The organism is Pseudoalteromonas sp. A601, from assembly GCF_002165575.1.
Lineage (GTDB): Bacteria > Pseudomonadota > Gammaproteobacteria > Enterobacterales > Alteromonadaceae > Pseudoalteromonas.
In genome coordinates this window covers 97021-116111 of record NZ_MXQF01000016.1, presented here as the reverse complement: position 1 = coordinate 116111, position 19091 = coordinate 97021, and the positions used below count along the sequence as shown (strand labels likewise).

13 protein-coding genes are annotated in these 19091 nt (G+C 41.3%); 10 read left to right on the top strand and 3 right to left on the bottom strand.

Going from position 1 to position 19091, the window contains the following annotated elements; all coding sequences use genetic code 11:
- Nucleotides 1-12: 12 nt before the first annotated feature.
- The 4 genes from B5G52_RS14530 (at nt 13) to B5G52_RS14515 (ending at nt 6788) form a co-directional block, all read left to right on the top strand.
- Nucleotides 13-1338: a TolC family protein gene (locus tag B5G52_RS14530; protein WP_087533364.1), complete on the top strand. Its 1326-nt coding sequence runs from the start codon at nt 13-15 to the stop codon at nt 1336-1338.
- A complete protein-coding gene (locus tag B5G52_RS14525; protein ID WP_087533363.1) occupies nt 1328-3049 on the top strand; it encodes an efflux RND transporter periplasmic adaptor subunit in 1722 nt (573 codons plus the stop codon). The genes B5G52_RS14530 and B5G52_RS14525 overlap by 11 nt, the downstream gene beginning before the upstream one ends.
- A gap of 8 nt (nt 3050-3057) precedes the next feature.
- Nucleotides 3058-6180: an efflux RND transporter permease subunit gene (locus B5G52_RS14520; RefSeq protein ID WP_087533362.1), complete on the top strand. Its 3123-nt coding sequence runs from the start codon at nt 3058-3060 to the stop codon at nt 6178-6180.
- A 152-nt stretch (nt 6181-6332) separates the two neighbouring features.
- On the top strand, nt 6333-6788 hold the full coding sequence (locus B5G52_RS14515; RefSeq protein WP_087533361.1) for a hypothetical protein: 456 nt from the start codon (nt 6333-6335) through the stop codon (nt 6786-6788).
- 40 nt (nt 6789-6828) lie between these two features.
- Here the strand turns inward: B5G52_RS14515 and B5G52_RS14510 are convergent, their stop codons facing one another.
- The 3 genes from B5G52_RS14510 to B5G52_RS14500 all read right to left on the bottom strand — a co-directional run bounded on the left by B5G52_RS14510 (nt 6829) and on the right by B5G52_RS14500 (nt 11018).
- Nucleotides 6829-8316, bottom strand: coding sequence for an exopolyphosphatase (locus tag B5G52_RS14510; protein WP_087533360.1), 1488 nt, complete (start codon nt 8314-8316; stop codon nt 6829-6831).
- Complete coding sequence (ppk1, locus tag B5G52_RS14505) at nt 8309-10396, bottom strand: polyphosphate kinase 1 (RefSeq protein WP_087533359.1); 2088 nt, start codon at nt 10394-10396, stop codon at nt 8309-8311. Before ppk1 ends, B5G52_RS14510 begins: the two co-directional genes overlap by 8 nt.
- A gap of 115 nt (nt 10397-10511) precedes the next feature.
- Complete coding sequence (locus B5G52_RS14500; protein WP_087533358.1) at nt 10512-11018, bottom strand: glycine cleavage system protein R; 507 nt, start codon at nt 11016-11018, stop codon at nt 10512-10514.
- Nucleotides 11019-11401: 383 nt separating this feature from the next.
- On the opposite strand from B5G52_RS14500, the gene B5G52_RS14495 reads away from it, so the two are divergent.
- From B5G52_RS14495 to B5G52_RS14470, 6 genes are all read left to right on the top strand, one after another.
- Entirely contained in the window at nt 11402-13636 is a 2235-nt protein-coding gene (locus B5G52_RS14495; protein WP_087533357.1) for an ABC transporter permease subunit, read from the top strand.
- A gap of 15 nt (nt 13637-13651) precedes the next feature.
- The gene (pstA, locus tag B5G52_RS14490) at nt 13652-15301 is read left to right on the top strand and encodes a phosphate ABC transporter permease PstA (RefSeq protein WP_087533356.1); all 1650 of its coding nucleotides are present in this window, start codon (nt 13652-13654) and stop codon (nt 15299-15301) included.
- A 19-nt stretch (nt 15302-15320) separates the two neighbouring features.
- Nucleotides 15321-16148 carry a phosphate ABC transporter ATP-binding protein PstB gene (gene pstB, locus B5G52_RS14485; protein ID WP_087533355.1) on the top strand — a complete coding sequence of 276 codons (828 nt, stop codon included), beginning with the start codon at nt 15321-15323 and terminating at the stop codon, nt 16146-16148.
- Nucleotides 16149-16202: 54 nt separating this feature from the next.
- Nucleotides 16203-16904: a phosphate signaling complex protein PhoU gene (gene phoU / locus B5G52_RS14480; RefSeq protein ID WP_087533354.1), complete on the top strand. Its 702-nt coding sequence runs from the start codon at nt 16203-16205 to the stop codon at nt 16902-16904.
- Between the two features lie 171 nt (nt 16905-17075).
- A complete protein-coding gene (locus B5G52_RS14475; protein WP_087533353.1) occupies nt 17076-17753 on the top strand; it encodes a TIGR00153 family protein in 678 nt (225 codons plus the stop codon).
- 39 nt (nt 17754-17792) lie between these two features.
- A complete protein-coding gene (locus B5G52_RS14470; RefSeq protein ID WP_087533352.1) occupies nt 17793-19061 on the top strand; it encodes an inorganic phosphate transporter in 1269 nt (422 codons plus the stop codon).
- The last annotated feature ends 30 nt before the right edge of the window (nt 19062-19091 follow it).

Below are 19091 nucleotides of genomic sequence, written 5' to 3'. Positions count from 1 at the left end.
GTGGAGTAAGTGATGAATCACTTAGCAGTACTTAAAGCCAGTTTTTTAGCGTTTTTGCTAACAACGGCAAGCTCAGCATACAGTAACGAATTAAGCCTTGAACAAGCGCTCGATTATGCGCTTGATAACGAACCTTGGCTGACGGCCAATAAATATCAACAAGCTGCTGTGCAAGCACAAAGCTTAGCCGCAGGCACGCTACCAGATCCGATATTAACCTTAGGGCTGATGAATTTACCAACGAATGGCTTTGCTTTCGCTCAAGAAGGCATGACCCAGTTAAAAGTGGGTGTAAGCCAAATGTTTAGCCGTGGTGACAGCCTTGAGCTCAAACAACAAGCTTTAGCTCAATCAGCGCAGCAATATCCTTGGTTGCGTGCCGACAGACTTGCACAGGTTAAAACCATAGTTATCGAATCTTGGCTCAATGCCTATCGTGCTCAGCAGAGTATTGCGCTGATTGAGCGAGATAAAGCTTTGTTTACACAATTGATTGATATTACTGAGTCAAGTTATGCCAGCTCGGTAGGTAAAACCCGTCAGCAAGATATTATTCGTGCCCAGTTAGAATTAACTCGCCTTGAAGACAAACTCGTGATGCTTGAACAGCAGTTTGAAAGTGCCAAGAAACGGATGTCGCAATGGTTACCGATGAGTATGTTAACTCAACCAGTGAGCGCTAAGCGCGGCGATATCAAGCCATTAGTTGACTTTACAGCGCTCAAATTTGAGCAGCTCATGCCACTGTTGATGGCACACCCAGCAATTGTTGCCATAGAGCAAAGAGTTACAGCCAAGCAGACCGAAGTTGCAGTGGCTAAACAAAGCTATAAACCACAACTAGGCGTAAATATGGGTTATGGCTATCGCGACGATACGCCAATGGACGAGTCCCGTGCCGACTTGTTTTCGGTAGGTATCAGTATCGATTTGCCGCTGTTTACCGACAATCGCCAAGACCAGCAAGTCAATGCTGCTATTGCCATGGCTGAGTCGGTGAAAACAGAGAAATTGCTCGCACTACAAAAGCTTAAAGGGACGTATTTTAAAGAGTTTAGCCAGCTTGCTCGGCTACAACAACGGGATGCGCTTTACCACACAAAGCTATTGCCACAAATGGCCGAGCAAGCGCAAGCCACCCTGAATGCTTATACCCGCGATGATGGTGAGTTCTCAGAAGTTATGCGTGCTCGCATCAGCGAACTCAATGCCAAAATCGACGCTTTAAACATCCAAATTGATCAACAAATTATTATTGCTCGCTTGAATTATTATGCCAGTAGCAAAGATGCTGCGGTAATGACAGAGCTACTAACAGGAGAGCATGATGAACACTAATTTAAAATTGCTTATCGCAGTGTTGCTCGGTGGTTGTATTGCGTCGGCTGGCTTTACTTTTATGAATGACTCAACAAACTCTACAGCCGCTAAGGTAGAGCAAACCCCCTTGTACTGGGTCGCACCTATGGATAGTAACTATCGTCGTGATGAACCTGGCCTTTCGCCAATGGGCATGGATCTAGTGCCTGTGTATGCAGAAGACGAGGGTAACGACCAAGATGGCCCCGGCGCGGTGATGATTTCTGCTGCTGTGATCAATAACCTTGGTGTCAGAACCGCTAAAGTGCAGCTCAAAGCACTGCAAAGTGAAGTAAACACTGTAGGTTATGTACAGTATAACCAAGACCAACAGGTGCATATTCATCCGCGTGTGGAAGGCTGGCTAGAAACGTTGTTTGTCAAAGCCGCAGGTGATCAAGTCACAGAAGGGGAACCGCTATATACCTTGTATTCCCCGCAATTGGTGAACGCCCAAGAGGAGTTTGTACTGGCAGTTAATCGCAATAACCCAGTACTGATCCGTGCGGCTAAAGCGCGCTTAAAAGCATTAAATGTATCGGATGGCTTTGTTGAGCGCTTACAAACCAATAAAAATGTGATGCAAAACATCACCTTTTATGCCCGTCAAAGTGGTGTTGTTGATGAACTTAATGTTCGCGAAGGTTTTTATGTAAAGCCCGGTACTTCAATGATGAGTATTGCTCAGCTTGATGAAGTTTGGGTAGAAGCTGAGGTATTCGAACGCCAAGCTCAGCTCGTTGAAGTGGGCTTACCGGTGACCATGACGCTTGATTATATTGCCGGGCAAAGCTGGCGCGGTAAGGTTGATTATATTTACCCAACACTGGATGCCACAAACCGTACTCTACGGGTGCGTTTGCGCTTTAATAATCAAGATCATCAGTTAAAACCTAATATGTTCGCACAAGTGAGCATTCATGCTAAAGCCGCTGAGCAACAACTTATAGTGCCAAAAGAGGCAGTGATCCGCACAGGCTCTCAAGACCGCGTTGTCGTTGCGTTAGGTGGAGGTCGATTTAAATCAGTGGCGGTAGAGCTTGGTCGTAGCGATAGCCATAATGCGGTTATTTTAGCGGGTATTAAAGCCGATGATGAAGTGGTTACCTCGGCGCAATTCTTATTAGATTCTGAATCCAGCAAAAGCTCTGATTTTAAGCGTATGCAAACACCTGATATAAGCAGCACTGTTTGGAGTAAAGGGGTGATCAACCAAGTAATGGTGGCTCATCGTAGAGTCAATATTAGCCATGAGCCGATAGCAGAATTGGATTGGCCTAGTATGAAAATGGACTTTACAGTTGCAGATGATGTTGACTTTCAAGCGTTGGACACAGGGCAAACGTTGCATTTTGAGCTGACTAAAAAAGCTGATAACAGCTATATGGTAAGCGCTATTCACATTATGGATTCAACCCATATGATGGTTGATGCGGCTAATACAGCGACCGTAACAGGCACAATCAACAGCATAGATAAAGCCGCTCGTGTAGCCAATATTAGCCGCGGGGCAATTGCAAAGTGGAACCGTGGTCCGGTAACTATGGACTTTAAGTTTGCTGAGAATGTTGATTTAAACTCTCTTGAGGCGCAGCAACAGCTGACATTTACTTTTAGTGTGCAAGACGGTGAATTTGTTATCCAGCGCATTGATACTGCATCAACTATGCAATCACACAGTGGTCACTAGGGGGCATTATGATAGCAACAGTTATACGATGGTCTGTGACTAATCGGTTTTTTGTCTTGTTAATAACCGCAATACTAATTGGTGGCGGTATATTTGCAGTAAAAAATACCCCAGTCGATGCCTTACCGGATTTATCCGATGTGCAGGTGATTATAAAAACCTCATATCCTGGCCAAGCGCCGCAAGTAGTGCAAGATCAAGTTACTTTCCCGCTCACTACCGCCATGCTCTCTGTGCCTGGAGCACAAACAGTACGCGGTTTTTCATTTTTTGGTGACTCCTATGTGTATGTTATTTTTGATGAAAAAACCGATCTTTATTGGGCTCGCAGTCGAGTGCAAGAATATTTAAGCCAAGTGGCTAGTCGCTTACCAGACAGCGCAACCGCAGAGCTTGGCCCAGATGCCACCGGTGTTGGTTGGATTTATTTATATGCGCTGGTGGATAAAACCAACCAGCACGACATTAGCCAGTTACGCAGCTTGCAAGATTGGTTTATAAAGTTTGAATTGCAAACCGTACCTGGCGTGTCAGAGGTTGCGTCTGTGGGCGGCATGGTTAAGCAATATCAAGTTAATGTAGAGCCAGATAAACTGCGCGCATACGGTATTCCGCTGAGTTTAATTCAAACCGCCATCAAACAAGGTAACCAAGAAATGGGCGCCTCGGTGGTGGAAATGGCCGAAGCCGAATACATGGTAACCAGCACCGGTTATATAAAAAGCGTTGCTGATTTAGAGGCCATTCCACTGGGCGTTAACGCCAACGGCACGCCACTACAATTGCGCGATGTTGCCGATATTCGCCTTGGTCCACAAATGCGCCGCGGTATTGCCGAACTCAATGGAGAAGGTGAAGTTGCTGGTGGTGTAGTGGTAATGCGCTTTGGCGAAAATGCGCAAAAAACCATTGAACGGGTGAAAGCAAAGCTCGAATCATTAAAAAAAGGCCTACCAGATGGTGTTGAAATAGTGCCGGTATATGACCGCTCTAATTTAATTAAAAATGCCGTAGATAACCTCACTAGTAAACTGCTAGAAGAGCTAGTCGTAGTGGCGCTTATCTGTATTGTATTTCTGTTTCATGTACGCTCATCCTTGGTGGCAATCATTACTTTACCGCTGGGAATTTTAACGGCGTTTATCATCATGTATTGGCAAGGCATTAACGCTAATATTATGTCGCTCGGCGGTATTGCTATTGCCATTGGCGCAATGACCGACGGCGCAATTGTAATGATCGAAAATATGCATAAGCACATGGAAAAAAAACCATTAACGGATGAAAACCGTTGGCAAGTGGTGAGCGATGCAGCGAGTGAAGTCGGCCCAGCACTGTTCTTTAGTTTAATGATCATTACCGTCAGCTTTATGCCTGTGTTTATTTTAGAAGCGCAAGAAGGGCGCATGTTTGCTCCACTGGCGTACACTAAAACCTATGCAATGGCAGCATCGGCGGGTTTAGCAATTACCTTAGTGCCCGTGTTGATGGGTTACTTTATTCGCGGCAAAGTCATTTCAGAGCAGAAAAATCCAGTTAATCGCTTATTGGTTAACGCTTACAAGCCATTACTTTATCTCGTTTTACGGTTTCCTAAAATGACCTTAGTGTTAGCACTGGTAGTCGCAATTATTGGTTTTTATCCGGTAAACAAAATTGGCAGTGAATTTATTCCACCGTTGGATGAAGGCGATTTAATGTATATGCCGACCACTTATCCAGGTTTGTCGATAGGTAAAGCACGGGAAATTTTACAACAAACCGATAAGCTCATCGCCACAGTGCCCGAGGTGTTAACCGTGTTTGGTAAAGTAGGGCGGGCAGAAACAGCCACTGATCCTGCACCACTGACCATGATTGAAACCTTTATTCAGCTCAAGCCAAAAGATCAATGGCGCGAAGGAATGACCCTAGACAAATTGAAAAAAGAGCTCGACGGCTTAGTGAATTTTCCAGGCCTGACTAATGCGTGGGTGATGCCAATAAAAACTCGGATTGATATGCTGGCAACCGGGATTAAAACGCCGGTAGGCATTAAAGTCGCGGGACCAAATTTGAGTGAGATTCAAGAGATTGGTCAGCAGATTGAAGTGTTACTTAAAGATGTACCCGGCACGGCTTCCGTTTACTCTGAGCGAGTAGCGGGTGGGCGTTATATCAAGGTGGATATCAACCGTGAAAAAGCCGCTCGTTATAGCTTAAATATTGCCGATGTGCAGCAAGTTGTTGCTACCGCTATTGGTGGTATGAATGTAACCGAAACGGTTGAAGGGCAAGAGCGTTACCCGGTGAACTTACGTTACCCACAGGATTACCGAGATTCACCCGAAGAGCTGATGCTATTGCCAATAGTTACGCCAACAGGTCAGCGTATTGCTCTTGCCGATGTTGCCGATGTATTTATTGAAGATGGCCCGCCGGGAATAAAAAGCGAAAATGCCCGTTTAAATGGTTGGACTTTTATTGATATTGATGACATTGATATTGGCAGTTATGTAGACAATGCGCGCCAAGTGCTTGACGAAAAGCTAGTGCTACCAACGGGTTACTCAATAACTTGGGCTGGGCAATATGAATACATGGAGCGTGCTAAAGATAAGCTTGCCTATGTATTACCACTGACCTTAGCGATTATAATTGTTTTGTTGTATCTCAACTTTCGAAGCTTTGTTGAAGTAGCCATAATAATGGCCACCTTACCGCTGGCAATGATAGGTGGTATCTGGCTCATGTATTTAGAAGGCTTTAACTTCTCAGTCGCGGTGGGTGTGGGCTTTATTGCCCTTACTGGAGTCGCGGTGGAAATTGGCGTCATTATGCTGGTGTATTTAAATCAAGCCTACCAAGAAAAGTGCACTCAAGCACAACAAGCCGGCACAACGCTTAGTTTTGCAGAACTTAAGCAAGCCATAGTCGAAGGCGCAGGCCTGCGAGTACGCCCAGTGATGATGACAGTCGCGACCATTATTATTGGCTTACTCCCTGTGCTATACGGTACAGGCACTGGCAGTGAAGTAATGAGCCGCATCGCCGCGCCGATGGTCGGCGGCATGTTTAGCGCCATTGTATTAACTTTGCTCGTGTTACCTGCGGTGTATTTGTTATGGCGCAAGCGGGGTATCAGCTCATAGCCTATAACTTTTACCTAAGGCGTGTAACTTGTACTGCTTTATAGTTTGTAAGTTACACGATATGATTTTTTGTCCTTGATTTTTAAAGGTTTTTGTTTTGGCATAGATCACGCATTGTATTGATGAATAACGTTAGTTAATAAGGAATGCACATGCAAGTTAAAACAATACAACAAGTATACGATTGGACAGTTTTGTTTCACACCCAAATGGCGGCGAATTTTTATAGCGTTAAAGACATTTTAGATGAGCATAATAAAATGCTGGTTGAGTACTATCTTAAGTACGAAAAAAAGTTAGCGGAAGATCTTGTTGGTTTTAAAGCGATCACAGAAATTAATACACTGGATACTTACTGCTATGAATACTTTGCTGAAAATCCCGAGTTACTGACTTTTAATGATTTAAATAAAGATAAGCAGGTAGATGAGCAGGTTATTCAAGCTTATTTATCAGGCCAGCACCAAAAGGTGATCGACCTATATGAATATTTACTAGCACGTGCAGAAACAGAGCACGGTAAAGAAAAGCTACAGCAGTTACTTGAGCTTGAGCAACAAGGTGTAAAACAAATGATGCAAAGCTCTAACCGTCATATGGACATGTAAGTTTTTAAGAGTTTGGATAGCGTGACGCTATCCAAACTTCCTATACAAAGTCGATTAAAAAACCGACCTTTTTCAGATAGCGTTGCTCTTGCTGTAAATCAGCTAAAAGCAAAGTTTGCTCTCCTAACCAGTCAACTGGAAACTGCAGTAACATGCTGTTGCCTTTTACCGTTACTGCCAATTCTTGGTTTTGACCACTCAAGCGTTTTTGATTCAATAAAACGGCCAATCTAAGCAATACTATAAGCTGCAATATTTTAAAATGCGGCACAGACAGCAAATTAGGGAACTCTTCTAGGCGGATTTTTTTGCGATAAAAGCGGATCATACAACTTAATAAGGTTTGCTGTTGCTGAGTAAAGCCAGGAAGTTGACTATTTTGCACAACATAAGCACTATGCTTGTGTAAGCCTGATGAGTTAATACTTAAACCAATTTCATGTAATTGTGCTGCCCAACCTAGCAACTGACGGTTATCCAAAGAGTCTAATTGCCACTGAGTTTGCACTTGCTCAAATAGCCAATCAGCAGTCACAGCTACTCGCCCAGCATGTACTTTATCTATGGCATTTCTTTCACTTAAGTTCGCAATGGTATTAGTACGAATATCCTTAAGAGCCAGCTTTTGCTGCATTTCATGCAGTAGACCTTCACGCAGGGAAAAGTCGCTGTAGTCCATCTCTTTAATGGCAAATAACTCAAAAATAGCAATTAGTATGGCCAAGCCACCACAAATACTTACTTGGCGCTCTGGGCTTAAGCCTGTGATCAATAAGTTATCAATGGTTTTAGCGGCTATAAACTGTGTTTTTAGTTCTTGTAAACGCTCTAAAGTAATGTTTTTTTGTTCTGGATCATTAGCACTTATCATCGCCAGAATTGACTTAATCGTGCCTGATGTACCGACAACCGCTTTCCAACCTGCACTAATGTAGTTAGCGTAGATAATCTCAAGCTCTTGCTCTGCTTTTATTTGTGCTTTCTTAAAGCGCTTATCACTAATGATGCCATCAGCAAAGAATTGCTTGGTATAGCTTACACACCCCATATTACGACTAGCTAACAATTTATGCTTAAAGTTTTTACCGATTATAAGTTCAGTACTACCACCACCAATATCAATAATTAAACGGTTTTCATCATGGTGGATATAGTGGGCAACGCCTTGATAAATTAAGCGGGCTTCTTCTTGACCAGATATAACATCTATATGATATGGAAACACTTTGCTCGCTTGAGTTAAGAACGAGTTAATGTTTTTAGCGCGCCTGAGAGTATAAGTGGCTGCGATTTTGACATTACTCTCTGGGAAATCTTGTAATGTCGCAGCAAATTGCTTTAAGACTGCCAAAGCTCTATCAGTAGCGGCCTGACTTAATTGAAATTTATCATCTAAGCCATCAGCTAAGTACACTCGTTGCTTTTCTTTATGGAGAATTTGCAAAGAGCCATCTACCTCTCTTGCTACCACTAAGTGAAAACTATTTGAGCCTAAATCAACGGCAGCAATTGAAGGATAATCATTCATTGTTATAATTATGTTCCCATTTTTTTAGGTGATCATAAATCGCTATTTGTGAGCGAATTTTTTTACGGTTACCACGTTTAACGTAGTTGTTTTTTTGCTCACTATCGATAATGCGCGCTTTGGTACGGTCTTTAAATTGTAGCTCAATTATATCAATGATCAGCTGTTTTAATTTTTCGTCATATATGGGCACACCCACCTCAACACGATGATCTAAATTACGAGTCATCCAATCTGCAGATGAAATATAAACTTTTTCTTCGCCATTGTTGCCAAACACCATCACACGTGGGTGCTCTAAAAAGCGGTCAACAATACTAATAACACGGATATTATCGCTAAAATTGCTGATACCAGGTACTAAAGAGCACATACCGCGTACTATAATGCGAATTTTAACACCTTTTCTTGCCGCGAGGTACAAGCAATCGATTAGCTCTTTATCAACCAAGTTATTTATCTTAACGGTGATTTTTCCGCTATAACCATTTTCTACATGCGCTATTTCTTGGTTAATTAAATTTTTAAGTACTTCGCGGGCATTCACTGGCGAAATCATTAAGTGTTCGAATACAAAGGGTTTATAACTACTTTCTATAAATTTGAATACATTGTCACTTTCATCACAAATGCCGGTGTGTTTAGTAAACAAACTAAAGTCAGTATAAATTTTTGCGGTTTTCTCGTGGAAGTTTCCCGTGCCAACATGTACATACTTTGCAATTTGGCCTTTTTCTCTGCGGTGTATAATACATAACTTACTATGTACTTTTAATGCCGGTATACCAAAAATGACCTTAATGCCTGCTGCACTCAGTACCTTTGCCCACTCAATATTGTTTTGCTCATCAAAGCGTGCTTTTAGCTCCACCATGACGGTCACTTTCTTACCATTTTTAACTGCATTAATTAATGATGAAATTAATCGTGATTTACTGGCGACACGATAAATGTTTACTTTAATTTGCGTGACCTTTGGATCAAATGCCGCTTGGCGCACGTACTCCAATAAATGATTAAAAGTGTGGTACGGGTAATAAAGAAGTATGTCTTGTTTGCTAATAGCATCAAACACGCTGGCGTGATTGTTAAAAGCGCTACTTTGTAATGCAGGCAATTTTTTATTTTCTAAATATTGCCTGCCAATGTTTGGAAAGCCAATAAAATCTCTAAAGTTACGGTAACGCCCGCCAGGAATAAGGGCATCATGATGAGTTACACCTAAACGCTTTTTCATTACTTTGAGCATAGATTCAGGCATGGCTTCATCATACACCAGACGCACTGGTTCTGCATATATACGCTGCTTTAGGCCTTTTGACATTTTATCTAGAATGCCTTCTTCGAGTTCATCATCAAGGTTGTATTCGGCATCTCGAGTTAGTTTAATCGAGTGACCTTGTATTTCGTTAAAGCTAAAAAAGCTACTGAACACGTCGTTGATAAAAAATAAAATAATGTCATCAAGCAATACTATTGTTTTGTGTCTGCGGGTTTTTTCTGGCGGTAAGATCACAAAACGCGGAGCTCTATCGGTGGGAACTTCTAACATGGCATAGTGGTTTTTATCACCCAGCATTTCAACAAATATGTAAGTCATAGTGTCGTTGATATGATCAGAGTAATCTTTATTCTCGTCGAGCATTATAGGAGCAATATGCTGTAAGACGTTGTCGAAAAAGAATGTTCTTAACCAATTGATATGAAATTCACTGAGTTCTTCTGGTCGGCCGACATGAATGTTATGTTCGTTTAAATCAATTAAAATTTGCTGATGTATTTGATTAAACTTTTTACCCAGTTGTAACACTTTTTGCTGGATTTGAGTAAGCAGTAGTTCGTCTTCATCAAAGTTCGTATCAGGGAGTTTATTGAGTAGAATACGGCGCTTTACATCGGCAACTCTTACTCTAAAAAATTCGTCTAGGTTATTCGAGAATATCCCTAAAAAGCGCATGCGTTCGATGATAGGGTTGTTTTTATCTTTTGCTTCTTGCAATACGCGGTCGTTAAATGAAAGCCAACTTAGTTCAGGGGCAAAGTAATTTATTGTTTGCGGCAAGTCAGTGCAAGCATTCATGTTCTATTCCTTTATTTAAAGCTAGCTAAAAGATAGAACAAGAAGATGACATTAACATGACAAACATGTCATTTTTATTACACATTTGCCATGGGGATATTTTGGTTTTTAGATCTTAAGCGTCTTCAATATCAACAATGAGATCAGCCGTGATAGCTTCAAGTGCAGCGACAACTTCATCTTTATTCATTCCATTGGGTAACTCAACGGTCGCAACAGCACTAAATATTGGCACACCCCAATTAGGTGCGCTTTGCTGCTTTGAATTTAAATGAGTAATATTTGCCCCTTTATGTCTAATCACACCGGCGAGCTCTTGGATAATACCGGGGCGATCATTACCAGTGATAACAAAATTAAGTTCTTCAACAGGTGTATCTGGTAGCTCATCGCTACCAGTTTCAATACGTACTTCTAGTTGTGGCAGGCCGTGTAATGAATCTTGTAACTCTTGTAGATGCTCAGCTGGTACTGCCACTTCAATAATACCCGCGAAATGGCCTGCTAAATGGCTTAAATTGCTGGTGAGCCAATTGCCATGATGATTTAAAACTGCAGAAGAAATATCTTCTACAAGCCCTGGACGATCTTGCCCTAAAATAGTTATAACTAGTTGCTTCATAGTAGATTCCTAAAAATACCGATTATAAAGAGAGAAGTGCGTCGGCGTAAAATAGTTGCATGATTGTTATGGTTAAAAATTCAGATTGAGTATTGACTCTATCCGCTATTTTGTCCAACTTTTTGACTTTAAGTTTAATAAGTATACAATATATTAGTCCCTTTTTATGTGCTGTTTACGCTAACTAGCTGATAGTGATTAACAAAAATTTTAGTTGAAATTTTCTCATCTTGGCCAGTTTTACTTTAACAGCATGAAAAATAATACCTTTTACATATACCATTCAGATATGAAAACTTAACCTCGGAATTGTGACGGCTGTAACAATACTGTCATCTTGGTGAAATATAATCAGCCCAACGTTAAGTTTTAAAGGTGTTTCGATGACTTCCAATCCGAATAAACCGTCTTTTAATACGGATAGAAGCCGTCTATTTAAAGACAGGTTTGCCCAATTTAGCATTACTGCTGGCGGTATAATGGTATTAATAGCTTTGCTACTAATATTCTTTTATCTGCTTTACGTTGTTCAACCTATTTTCGAATCAGCTAAAGTTGAAACCCGCGATAGCTTTGCATTAAATAATACAGAGCAGGTCGTCGGTTTAGGGGTGGAAGAGCAAACTGAAGTCGCTTTTTTACTTTCTAAGCAAGGTAATGTTGATTTCTACAGCGTAGCAGAAGCCTCTTTTGGCGATAAACTTGAATCACTCGATGTTTCGCTAGAAGCGGATGTAACAAGCTTTGCTAACAGCGCACCATTTCAAGGTTTATATGCATACGGTTTAGAAAACGGTACTGTTAGTATTGTTGCACCAAAGTTCCTTGTTACTTTTCCAAATAATACTCGCAAGTTAACACCTCGACTAGATTATCCGCTGGGTGAGATTTCGTTAGTTGTTGATGATGGAGGAATTGCTTTATCGCAGTTTGCATTCAGCCATTTTGAAGAAAGTACCGCTGTGGTTGCACAAACCGCAGATAAGCGCATTGTATTTAGTAGCTTTGTGGCACAAGAAAATATGTTTACAGGCGAGGTTGAATGGCAAGTAGAGCGCACTGAGCTAGATGTAGAAGGACGTGTTGATCAGCTTCTTATGTCGCCTGATACGACGCGTGTTTTTGTTCGTACCGCAAATCAAATTTATATTTACGATACTCGTTACCCAAGTGAAGTTGAGTTAATTCAAATACTGGCCGCAAACGAAGAAAACGCCAACCTTGTTTCGGCTAAATTGCTGGCTGGGGCTAACTCGTTGATGTTGGCAAATGACAACGGTGAAGTGTCACAGTGGTTTGAAGTAAACACTGATGATGGTCGTGAGTATCAAAAAATTCGCTCATTCGAAACATCTAAACAAAGTAAGTTAGATATCTTCACTGAATTTTATCGCCGTACTTTTTTCACTACTAGCTCTAATGGTGAGTTAGGTGTTTATTACACCACTAGTGAGGCTAAGTTATGGCAAGGCAAAGTAAGTGAAGGCCCAATCGAGAACTTTGCTATTGCGCCGCGTTCAAATGCAGCATTGGTTTTAGCGGATGATAAGTTAACCGTGCTAGAAATTCATAACGAGCATCCAGAGGTAACATGGTCAGCGCTATGGCAAGAAGTATGGTACGAAGGTTACCCTGAGCCAGGTTATATTTGGCAGTCAACCTCAGCCAGTGACGACTTTGAATCAAAATTCTCATTAGTGCCGATTTCATTCGGTACAATCAAAGCAGCTATGTATGCCATGTTGTTCGCTGTGCCGATTGCATTGTCAGCAGCAATTTATACTGCTTACTTTATGTCTGGTTCATTACGTAAGGTGGTTAAGCCAACAGTTGAAATCATGGAAGCATTACCAACAGTTATACTTGGTTTCTTAGCGGGTTTATGGCTTGCACCATTAATTGAAGAGCACCTACCTGCTATTGTCGGTTTGTTGGTTATGCTGCCATTGGGTATTTTAGGTACCGCTTACGGCTGGACTAAATTACCTTCGAGCATCCGTCATCGTATTCCTGAAGGCTCACATTCAATTTTATTAATCCCAGTGGTATTACTTATCGGTTGGCTAGCTTTTGCCATGAGTGGTGCAATTGAATTGTGGGTGTTTGATGGCAATGTACGTCAGTACTTAACCAATGAGCTTGGTATGACCTTTGACCAACGTAACTCATTGGTTGTGGGTATTGCAATGGGCTTTGCCGTTATCCCAACTATTTTCTCAATAGCAGAAGATGCGGTATTTAGCGTGCCAAAACATCTTTCGAATGGTTCGTTAGCTTTAGGTGCAACGCAATGGCAAACCTTAGTGAGTGTGGTGCTACTAACAGCCAGCCCAGGTATTTTCTCTGCTGTAATGATGGGCTTAGGTCGTGCGGTAGGTGAAACCATGATTGTACTTATGGCAACGGGTAATACGCCAATTATGGATTGGAGTATTTTCCAAGGTATGCGTACATTAGCCGCAAACATTGCAGTAGAAATGCCAGAGTCTGAAGTGGGTAGTTCTCACTATCGCATCTTGTTCTTAGCAGCATTTGTATTATTCATATTCACCTTTATTTTCAACACAGTAGCTGAGTTTGTTCGTCAGCAGCTGCGTGATAAATACAGCTCAATGTAAGTGGAGAGACACGACATGGTAAAGCAGTGGTTTAAGTCAGGTTCTCCTTGGATATGGATGACAGGTGGTGCAGTAAGTATCAGCTTAATCTCTGTATTAGGGTTATTAGCAATGATTGCTTGGAAAGGTTTAAGCTTTTTCTGGCCATCAGAAGTTGCGCAGTTTGAGTTAGATGGCTCAGTTGCAAAGCAAACTGTTATTGGTGAAATTTATGACCGTGAAATGGTGCCAAAGTCTCGCTTAGAGGCGATGGGTATTGATTTGTCAGGCTTTGACAAAGAGCATTTAGAGCGTTTATTGATTAAAACTGGTAACCGTGAATACGTTGATTTAGATTTTCGTTGGATTTTAGAAACAGACATAAAATCAAAATCTATGCCTGCGGACTTAGCAGTATTCGAACGTAGTAAAAACGGTAACTTCTACGGTTATGTTGAACAGGTGATAAAAGACGGGCAAGTCATCACTAATAATAAAACAGAGCTATTAGAAGAGCTTGTAGAACGCGCTGTTGAGTTAAACGAAGAAGCGCTTGATTTACAAAATGGTGATATTGGTCATATAAACTACGAGTTAGAGCGTATTCGTTTAAGAGAGAAATCTTATTTACTTGATGATGCATTAACAGACGAACGCGTGGCAGAGTTAGCACAAGAAAGGGCTGAACTTCGTGCTGAATATCTCGTGTTAGAGAAACAGTTGTTCGCATTACGTAATCAAGCAAAGCGTGACCAAGTCATGGTTAAAGATATGCGTGGTGAAGTGGTAACGATCCCGCTGTACCAAGTACTCGATTTTTGGCAACCAAATGATATGGGCTTCTTTGCAAAGCTAGGCCATTATTTTGTGCAATTGGGTAAGTTTGTTGCTGATGATCCTCGTGAAGCAAATACTGAGGGTGGGGTATTCCCCGCAATCTTTGGTACTGTTTTCATGGTAATGCTGATGGCGGTGATTGTGACTCCATTTGGTGTTATTGCCGCGATTTACCTTCATGAATACGCGTCTAAAAATGCCGTCACAAAAATGATTCGAATCGCGGTAATCAATTTAGCGGGTGTACCTTCGATTGTTTATGGTGTATTTGGTTTAGGTTTCTTTGTATACATGCTCGGTGGTAGCTTAGACCAATTGTTCTACCCTGAAGCGGCGCCAAGTCCTGTATTTGGTACCCCCGGTGTAATGTGGTCTGCATTAACCTTAGCTATTTTAACGCTGCCAGTGGTTATCGTTTCTACTGAAGAAGGTTTATCACGTATTCCAAGTACCGTTCGTCATGGTTCGTTAGCTCTCGGAGCAACTAAAGCTGAGACGTTGTGGCGTATTATTGTACCAATGGCAAGCCCAGCCATTATGACAGGTTTAATATTAGCCGTTGCTCGCGCAGCGGGTGAAGTAGCACCATTAATGTTGGTCGGTGTAGTTAAAATGGCACCTACATTACCACTTGATGGAAACTTCCCATATTTTCACTTAGATAGAAAGTTTATGCACTTAGGTTTTCATATATATGACGTAGGCTTCCAAAGCCCTAACGTTGAAGCGGCTCGTCCGCTAGTATACGCCACAGCATTCTTGTTAGTATCGGTGATTATTACATTGAATATCACAGCAATCGGCATACGTAATCATTTACGTGAAAAATTCAGATCGCTTGAGCATTAATTAGTAAAGGTAAAAAGACATGATTACAGTCGCTCCACAAGTTAACCAGTCAGGCAGTAGCTTGAAATTGGACTTAGAAAATTTAGCAACAGAGCAAACGGCACTCGAGATCAAAGACTTAGATCTTTACTATGGTGATAAGCAAGCGCTAAGCTCAGTGAATATGAAAATCCCTAAAGGCCAAGTAACTGCCTTTATCGGGCCATCAGGTTGTGGTAAATCAACACTATTACGTTGTATTAACCGCATGAATGACTTAGTTGATATTTGTCGTATAGATGGTGAAATACTGCTACACGGACAAAATATATACGATAAAAGCGTTGACGTTGCAGCCCTTCGTCGTAATGTTGGTATGGTGTTTCAGCGTCCAAACCCATTTCCTAAATCAATTTACGAAAATGTGGTTTATGGCCTACGCTTACAAGGGATCAAAGAAAAACGTAAGCTAGATGAAGTTGTAGAGCAGTCACTTCGTGGTGCTGCATTATGGGATGAAGTTAAAGACAGACTTCATGACAGTGCATTTGGTTTATCAGGCGGTCAGCAACAACGTTTAGTGATTGCCCGTTCAATCGCGATTGAACCAGAAGTTTTGTTACTGGATGAACCAACGTCTGCACTTGATCCTATCTCTACGTTAGTTATTGAAGAATTGATAAACGATTTAAAAAATAAGTTTACCGTTGTGATTGTTACTCATAACATGCAACAAGCAGCACGTGTATCTGATCAAACAGCATTTATGTACATGGGTGAGTTAATTGAGTACGCAGATACCAATACTCTATTTACTACACCGAGCAAAAAGAAAACTGAAGACTATATTACAGGTCGTTACGGTTAAGGTAATTGCTACCGATTTTGCAGTGTTATTACGAATTTGATAAGAAGGTAAACAATGGAACACAATATTAATAAGCATATCTCAGGTCGCTTTAATCAAGAGCTTGAGAACGTACGTAACCATGTTTTAAGCATGGGAGGCTTAGTTGAGCAGCAGCTCAATAGTGCGCTAGATGCTGTCAGTAATGGTGATGCGGAGCTTGCGCGCAAAGTACGAGAAAATGATTATAAAGTAAACGCAATGGAAGTGAACATTGACGATGAGTGCACACGCATTATTGCTCGTCGTCAGCCTGCTGCGAGCGATTTACGTTTAGTCGTTGCGATAGCTAAAACCATTGCCGATCTTGAGCGGATTGGTGATGAAGCTGAACGTATTGCTAAAGTTGCGTTAGATTCGTTTACCAAAGATCAGCAAGATTTATTAGTGAACATTGAAAACATGGGGCGTCAGGTATCTAAAATGCTGCATGATGTATTAGATGCATTTGCGCGTATGGATGTACAAAAAGCATTTGAAGTTCACAAAGAAGATGCCAAGGTTGACCGTGAATATGAAGCGATCACACGTCAAATTATGACCTATATGATGGAAGACCCACGTTCAATCCCAAAAATTATGGATTTAGTGTGGTCTGTTCGTTCATTAGAGCGTATTGGCGATCGTTGTCAGAATATTGCTGAATACATCATCTATTTTGTTAACGGTAAAGATATTCGTCATACATCTCAAGAAGATATAGAAAAGTCATTATAAAAATGACTTTGATAATTTATTATTGAAAGCGGCTTTAGGTCGCTTTTTCTATGAGTGCTGTTATTAATATTGTATTCAGGGCGCAGTGAAGTAATAAAAAGCGTTCACAATCGTTGTGAATGCTGTAAAATTCACGCCGCAAAGCATACTAATTTGATTTAAGGGTCAGTTATGCCTACAAACGCATTTTTAGGGGTATTCGCAAAATCTCCTATCAAGCCAATGGAAGATCACATCAAAAAGGTACATCAAGCAAGTAAAGCTTTGATCCCTTTTTTCAATCACGTATTTAAAGAAGAATGGGCTCAAGCAGAAGAGATTCGCTTGAACATTCGCAATTTAGAGCGTGAAGCCGACGATATGAAACGAAATATACGTTTACAACTACCGCGTGGCTTATTCATGCCGGTAGAGCGTACAGATCTGCTCGAACTCGTCACCCAACAAGATAAAATTGCTAATAAAGCAAAAGACATTGCTGGTCGTGTAATTGGTCGTGAGATGACCATCCCTAAAGAGATTCAAACTGATTTCTTAGCCTATCTAACTCGTTGTGTTGATGCAACTAAACAAGCATCCAATGCGATTAATGAGTTAGATGAGTTACTAGAGACCGGTTTTAAAGGTCGTGAAGTGACCTTAGTAGAGAAAATGCTAGTTGAATTGGATGCAATAGAACAAGACACGGATGATATGCAAATCAAAATTCGTCGCCAATTACGCGTCGTTGAAGATGATCTAAACCCAGTTGATGTAATGTTTTTATATAAAATCATTGAATGGGTTGGCGAGCTTGCTGATATTGCAGAGCGCGTAGGTTCACGTCTTGAGCTGATGTTAGCTCGTTAATTTACACTCAGTTCAATAACGAAAGATTAAGGTTACACAATGGATATCATTGCATCTTATGGCACGGTATTAATTTTAATTGCCGCAGCAGTCGGTTTTTTTATGGCTTATGGTATTGGCGCGAATGACGTTGCTAATGCTATGGGTACCTCAGTAGGTTCAAAAGCGTTAACTATCAAGCAAGCTATTTTTATTGCGATGATTTTTGAGTTTGCTGGGGCCTATCTCGCAGGCGGCGAGGTAACATCGACGATTCGTAAAGGTATTATCGATTCAACTCCATTCTTGGATATTCCAGAATTGATGGTGCTGGGTATGATCTCTGCTCTTTTTGCAGCAGGTAGTTGGCTACTTATTGCATCATTTTTAGGCTGGCCTGTTTCAACAACTCACTCAATCATTGGTGCAATTATTGGCTTTGCTCTTGTTGCAGTAGGCAGTGAAGCCATTCAATGGGGTAAAGTTGCAGGTATCGTAGGTAGTTGGATTGTCACCCCTGCTATCTCGGGCTTTATCGCTTACCTCATCTTTATGAGTGCGCAAAAACTGATTTTTGATACCGAAGCTCCACTTAAAAACGCTAAACGCTTTGTGCCTGTATATATGGGTCTAGCCGGTTTTATTATGTCTTTAGTGACTATTAAAAAAGGCTTAAAGCATATTGGTATTAATTTAGGTGCGGTTGAAGGTTATGCGTTTGCTATCGGTATTGCTGTAATCGTTGGTATTATTGGTAAAATTGCTATCTCTCGCTTAAAGATAGACCCACAAGCGGATAAAAAAATGCAGTTCAACAATGTTGAAAAAGTATTTGCTATCTTAATGGTATTAACCGCTTGTTGTATGGCATTTGCCCATGGTTCAAATGATGTAGCCAATGCAATTGGACCACTAGCTGCTGTTGTTAATATCGTTGAAAATAACGGTGAGATTGCTAAAAAAGCGGCCCTAGCTTGGTGGATATTACCATTAGGCGGCATCGGTATTGTGGCAGGCCTTGCTATTTTAGGTAAAAAAGTAATCAAAACTATTGGTGAAGGCATTACGCATTTAACGCCTAGCCGTGGTTTTGCTGCGGAACTTGCAGCAGCATCGACTGTTGTTATTGCATCAGGTACGGGCTTGCCTATCTCTACTACACAAACCTTAGTTGGTGCTGTGTTAGGTGTGGGTATGGCCCGTGGTATAGCTGCACTTAATATGGGTGTAGTAAGAAACATTGTGGTTTCTTGGGTAATAACATTGCCAGTTGGTGCAGGTCTTGCTATTGTTATTTTCTACATATTAAGAATTGCGTTCGGAGTCTAATTCCCGCAGCTTTTAAGTAGCACAGACTTT

What these genes read in the sequence shown, in the direction of transcription:
- B5G52_RS14530 (WP_087533364.1), top strand. Translation starts at nt 13, where the DNA reads ATGAATCACTTAGCAGTACTTAAAGCCAGTTTTTTAGCGTTTTTGCTA.
- B5G52_RS14525 (WP_087533363.1), top strand. Translation starts at nt 1,328, where the DNA reads ATGAACACTAATTTAAAATTGCTTATCGCAGTGTTGCTCGGTGGTTGT.
- B5G52_RS14520 (WP_087533362.1), top strand. Translation starts at nt 3,058, where the DNA reads ATGATAGCAACAGTTATACGATGGTCTGTGACTAATCGGTTTTTTGTC.
- B5G52_RS14515 (WP_087533361.1), top strand. Translation starts at nt 6,333, where the DNA reads ATGCAAGTTAAAACAATACAACAAGTATACGATTGGACAGTTTTGTTT.
- B5G52_RS14510 (WP_087533360.1), bottom strand. Translation starts at nt 8,316, where the DNA reads ATGAATGATTATCCTTCAATTGCTGCCGTTGATTTAGGCTCAAATAGT.
- ppk1 (WP_087533359.1), bottom strand. Translation starts at nt 10,396, where the DNA reads ATGAATGCTTGCACTGACTTGCCGCAAACAATAAATTACTTTGCCCCT.
- B5G52_RS14500 (WP_087533358.1), bottom strand. Translation starts at nt 11,018, where the DNA reads ATGAAGCAACTAGTTATAACTATTTTAGGGCAAGATCGTCCAGGGCTT.
- B5G52_RS14495 (WP_087533357.1), top strand. Translation starts at nt 11,402, where the DNA reads ATGACTTCCAATCCGAATAAACCGTCTTTTAATACGGATAGAAGCCGT.
- pstA (WP_087533356.1), top strand. Translation starts at nt 13,652, where the DNA reads ATGGTAAAGCAGTGGTTTAAGTCAGGTTCTCCTTGGATATGGATGACA.
- pstB (WP_087533355.1), top strand. Translation starts at nt 15,321, where the DNA reads ATGATTACAGTCGCTCCACAAGTTAACCAGTCAGGCAGTAGCTTGAAA.
- phoU (WP_087533354.1), top strand. Translation starts at nt 16,203, where the DNA reads ATGGAACACAATATTAATAAGCATATCTCAGGTCGCTTTAATCAAGAG.
- B5G52_RS14475 (WP_087533353.1), top strand. Translation starts at nt 17,076, where the DNA reads ATGCCTACAAACGCATTTTTAGGGGTATTCGCAAAATCTCCTATCAAG.
- B5G52_RS14470 (WP_087533352.1), top strand. Translation starts at nt 17,793, where the DNA reads ATGGATATCATTGCATCTTATGGCACGGTATTAATTTTAATTGCCGCA.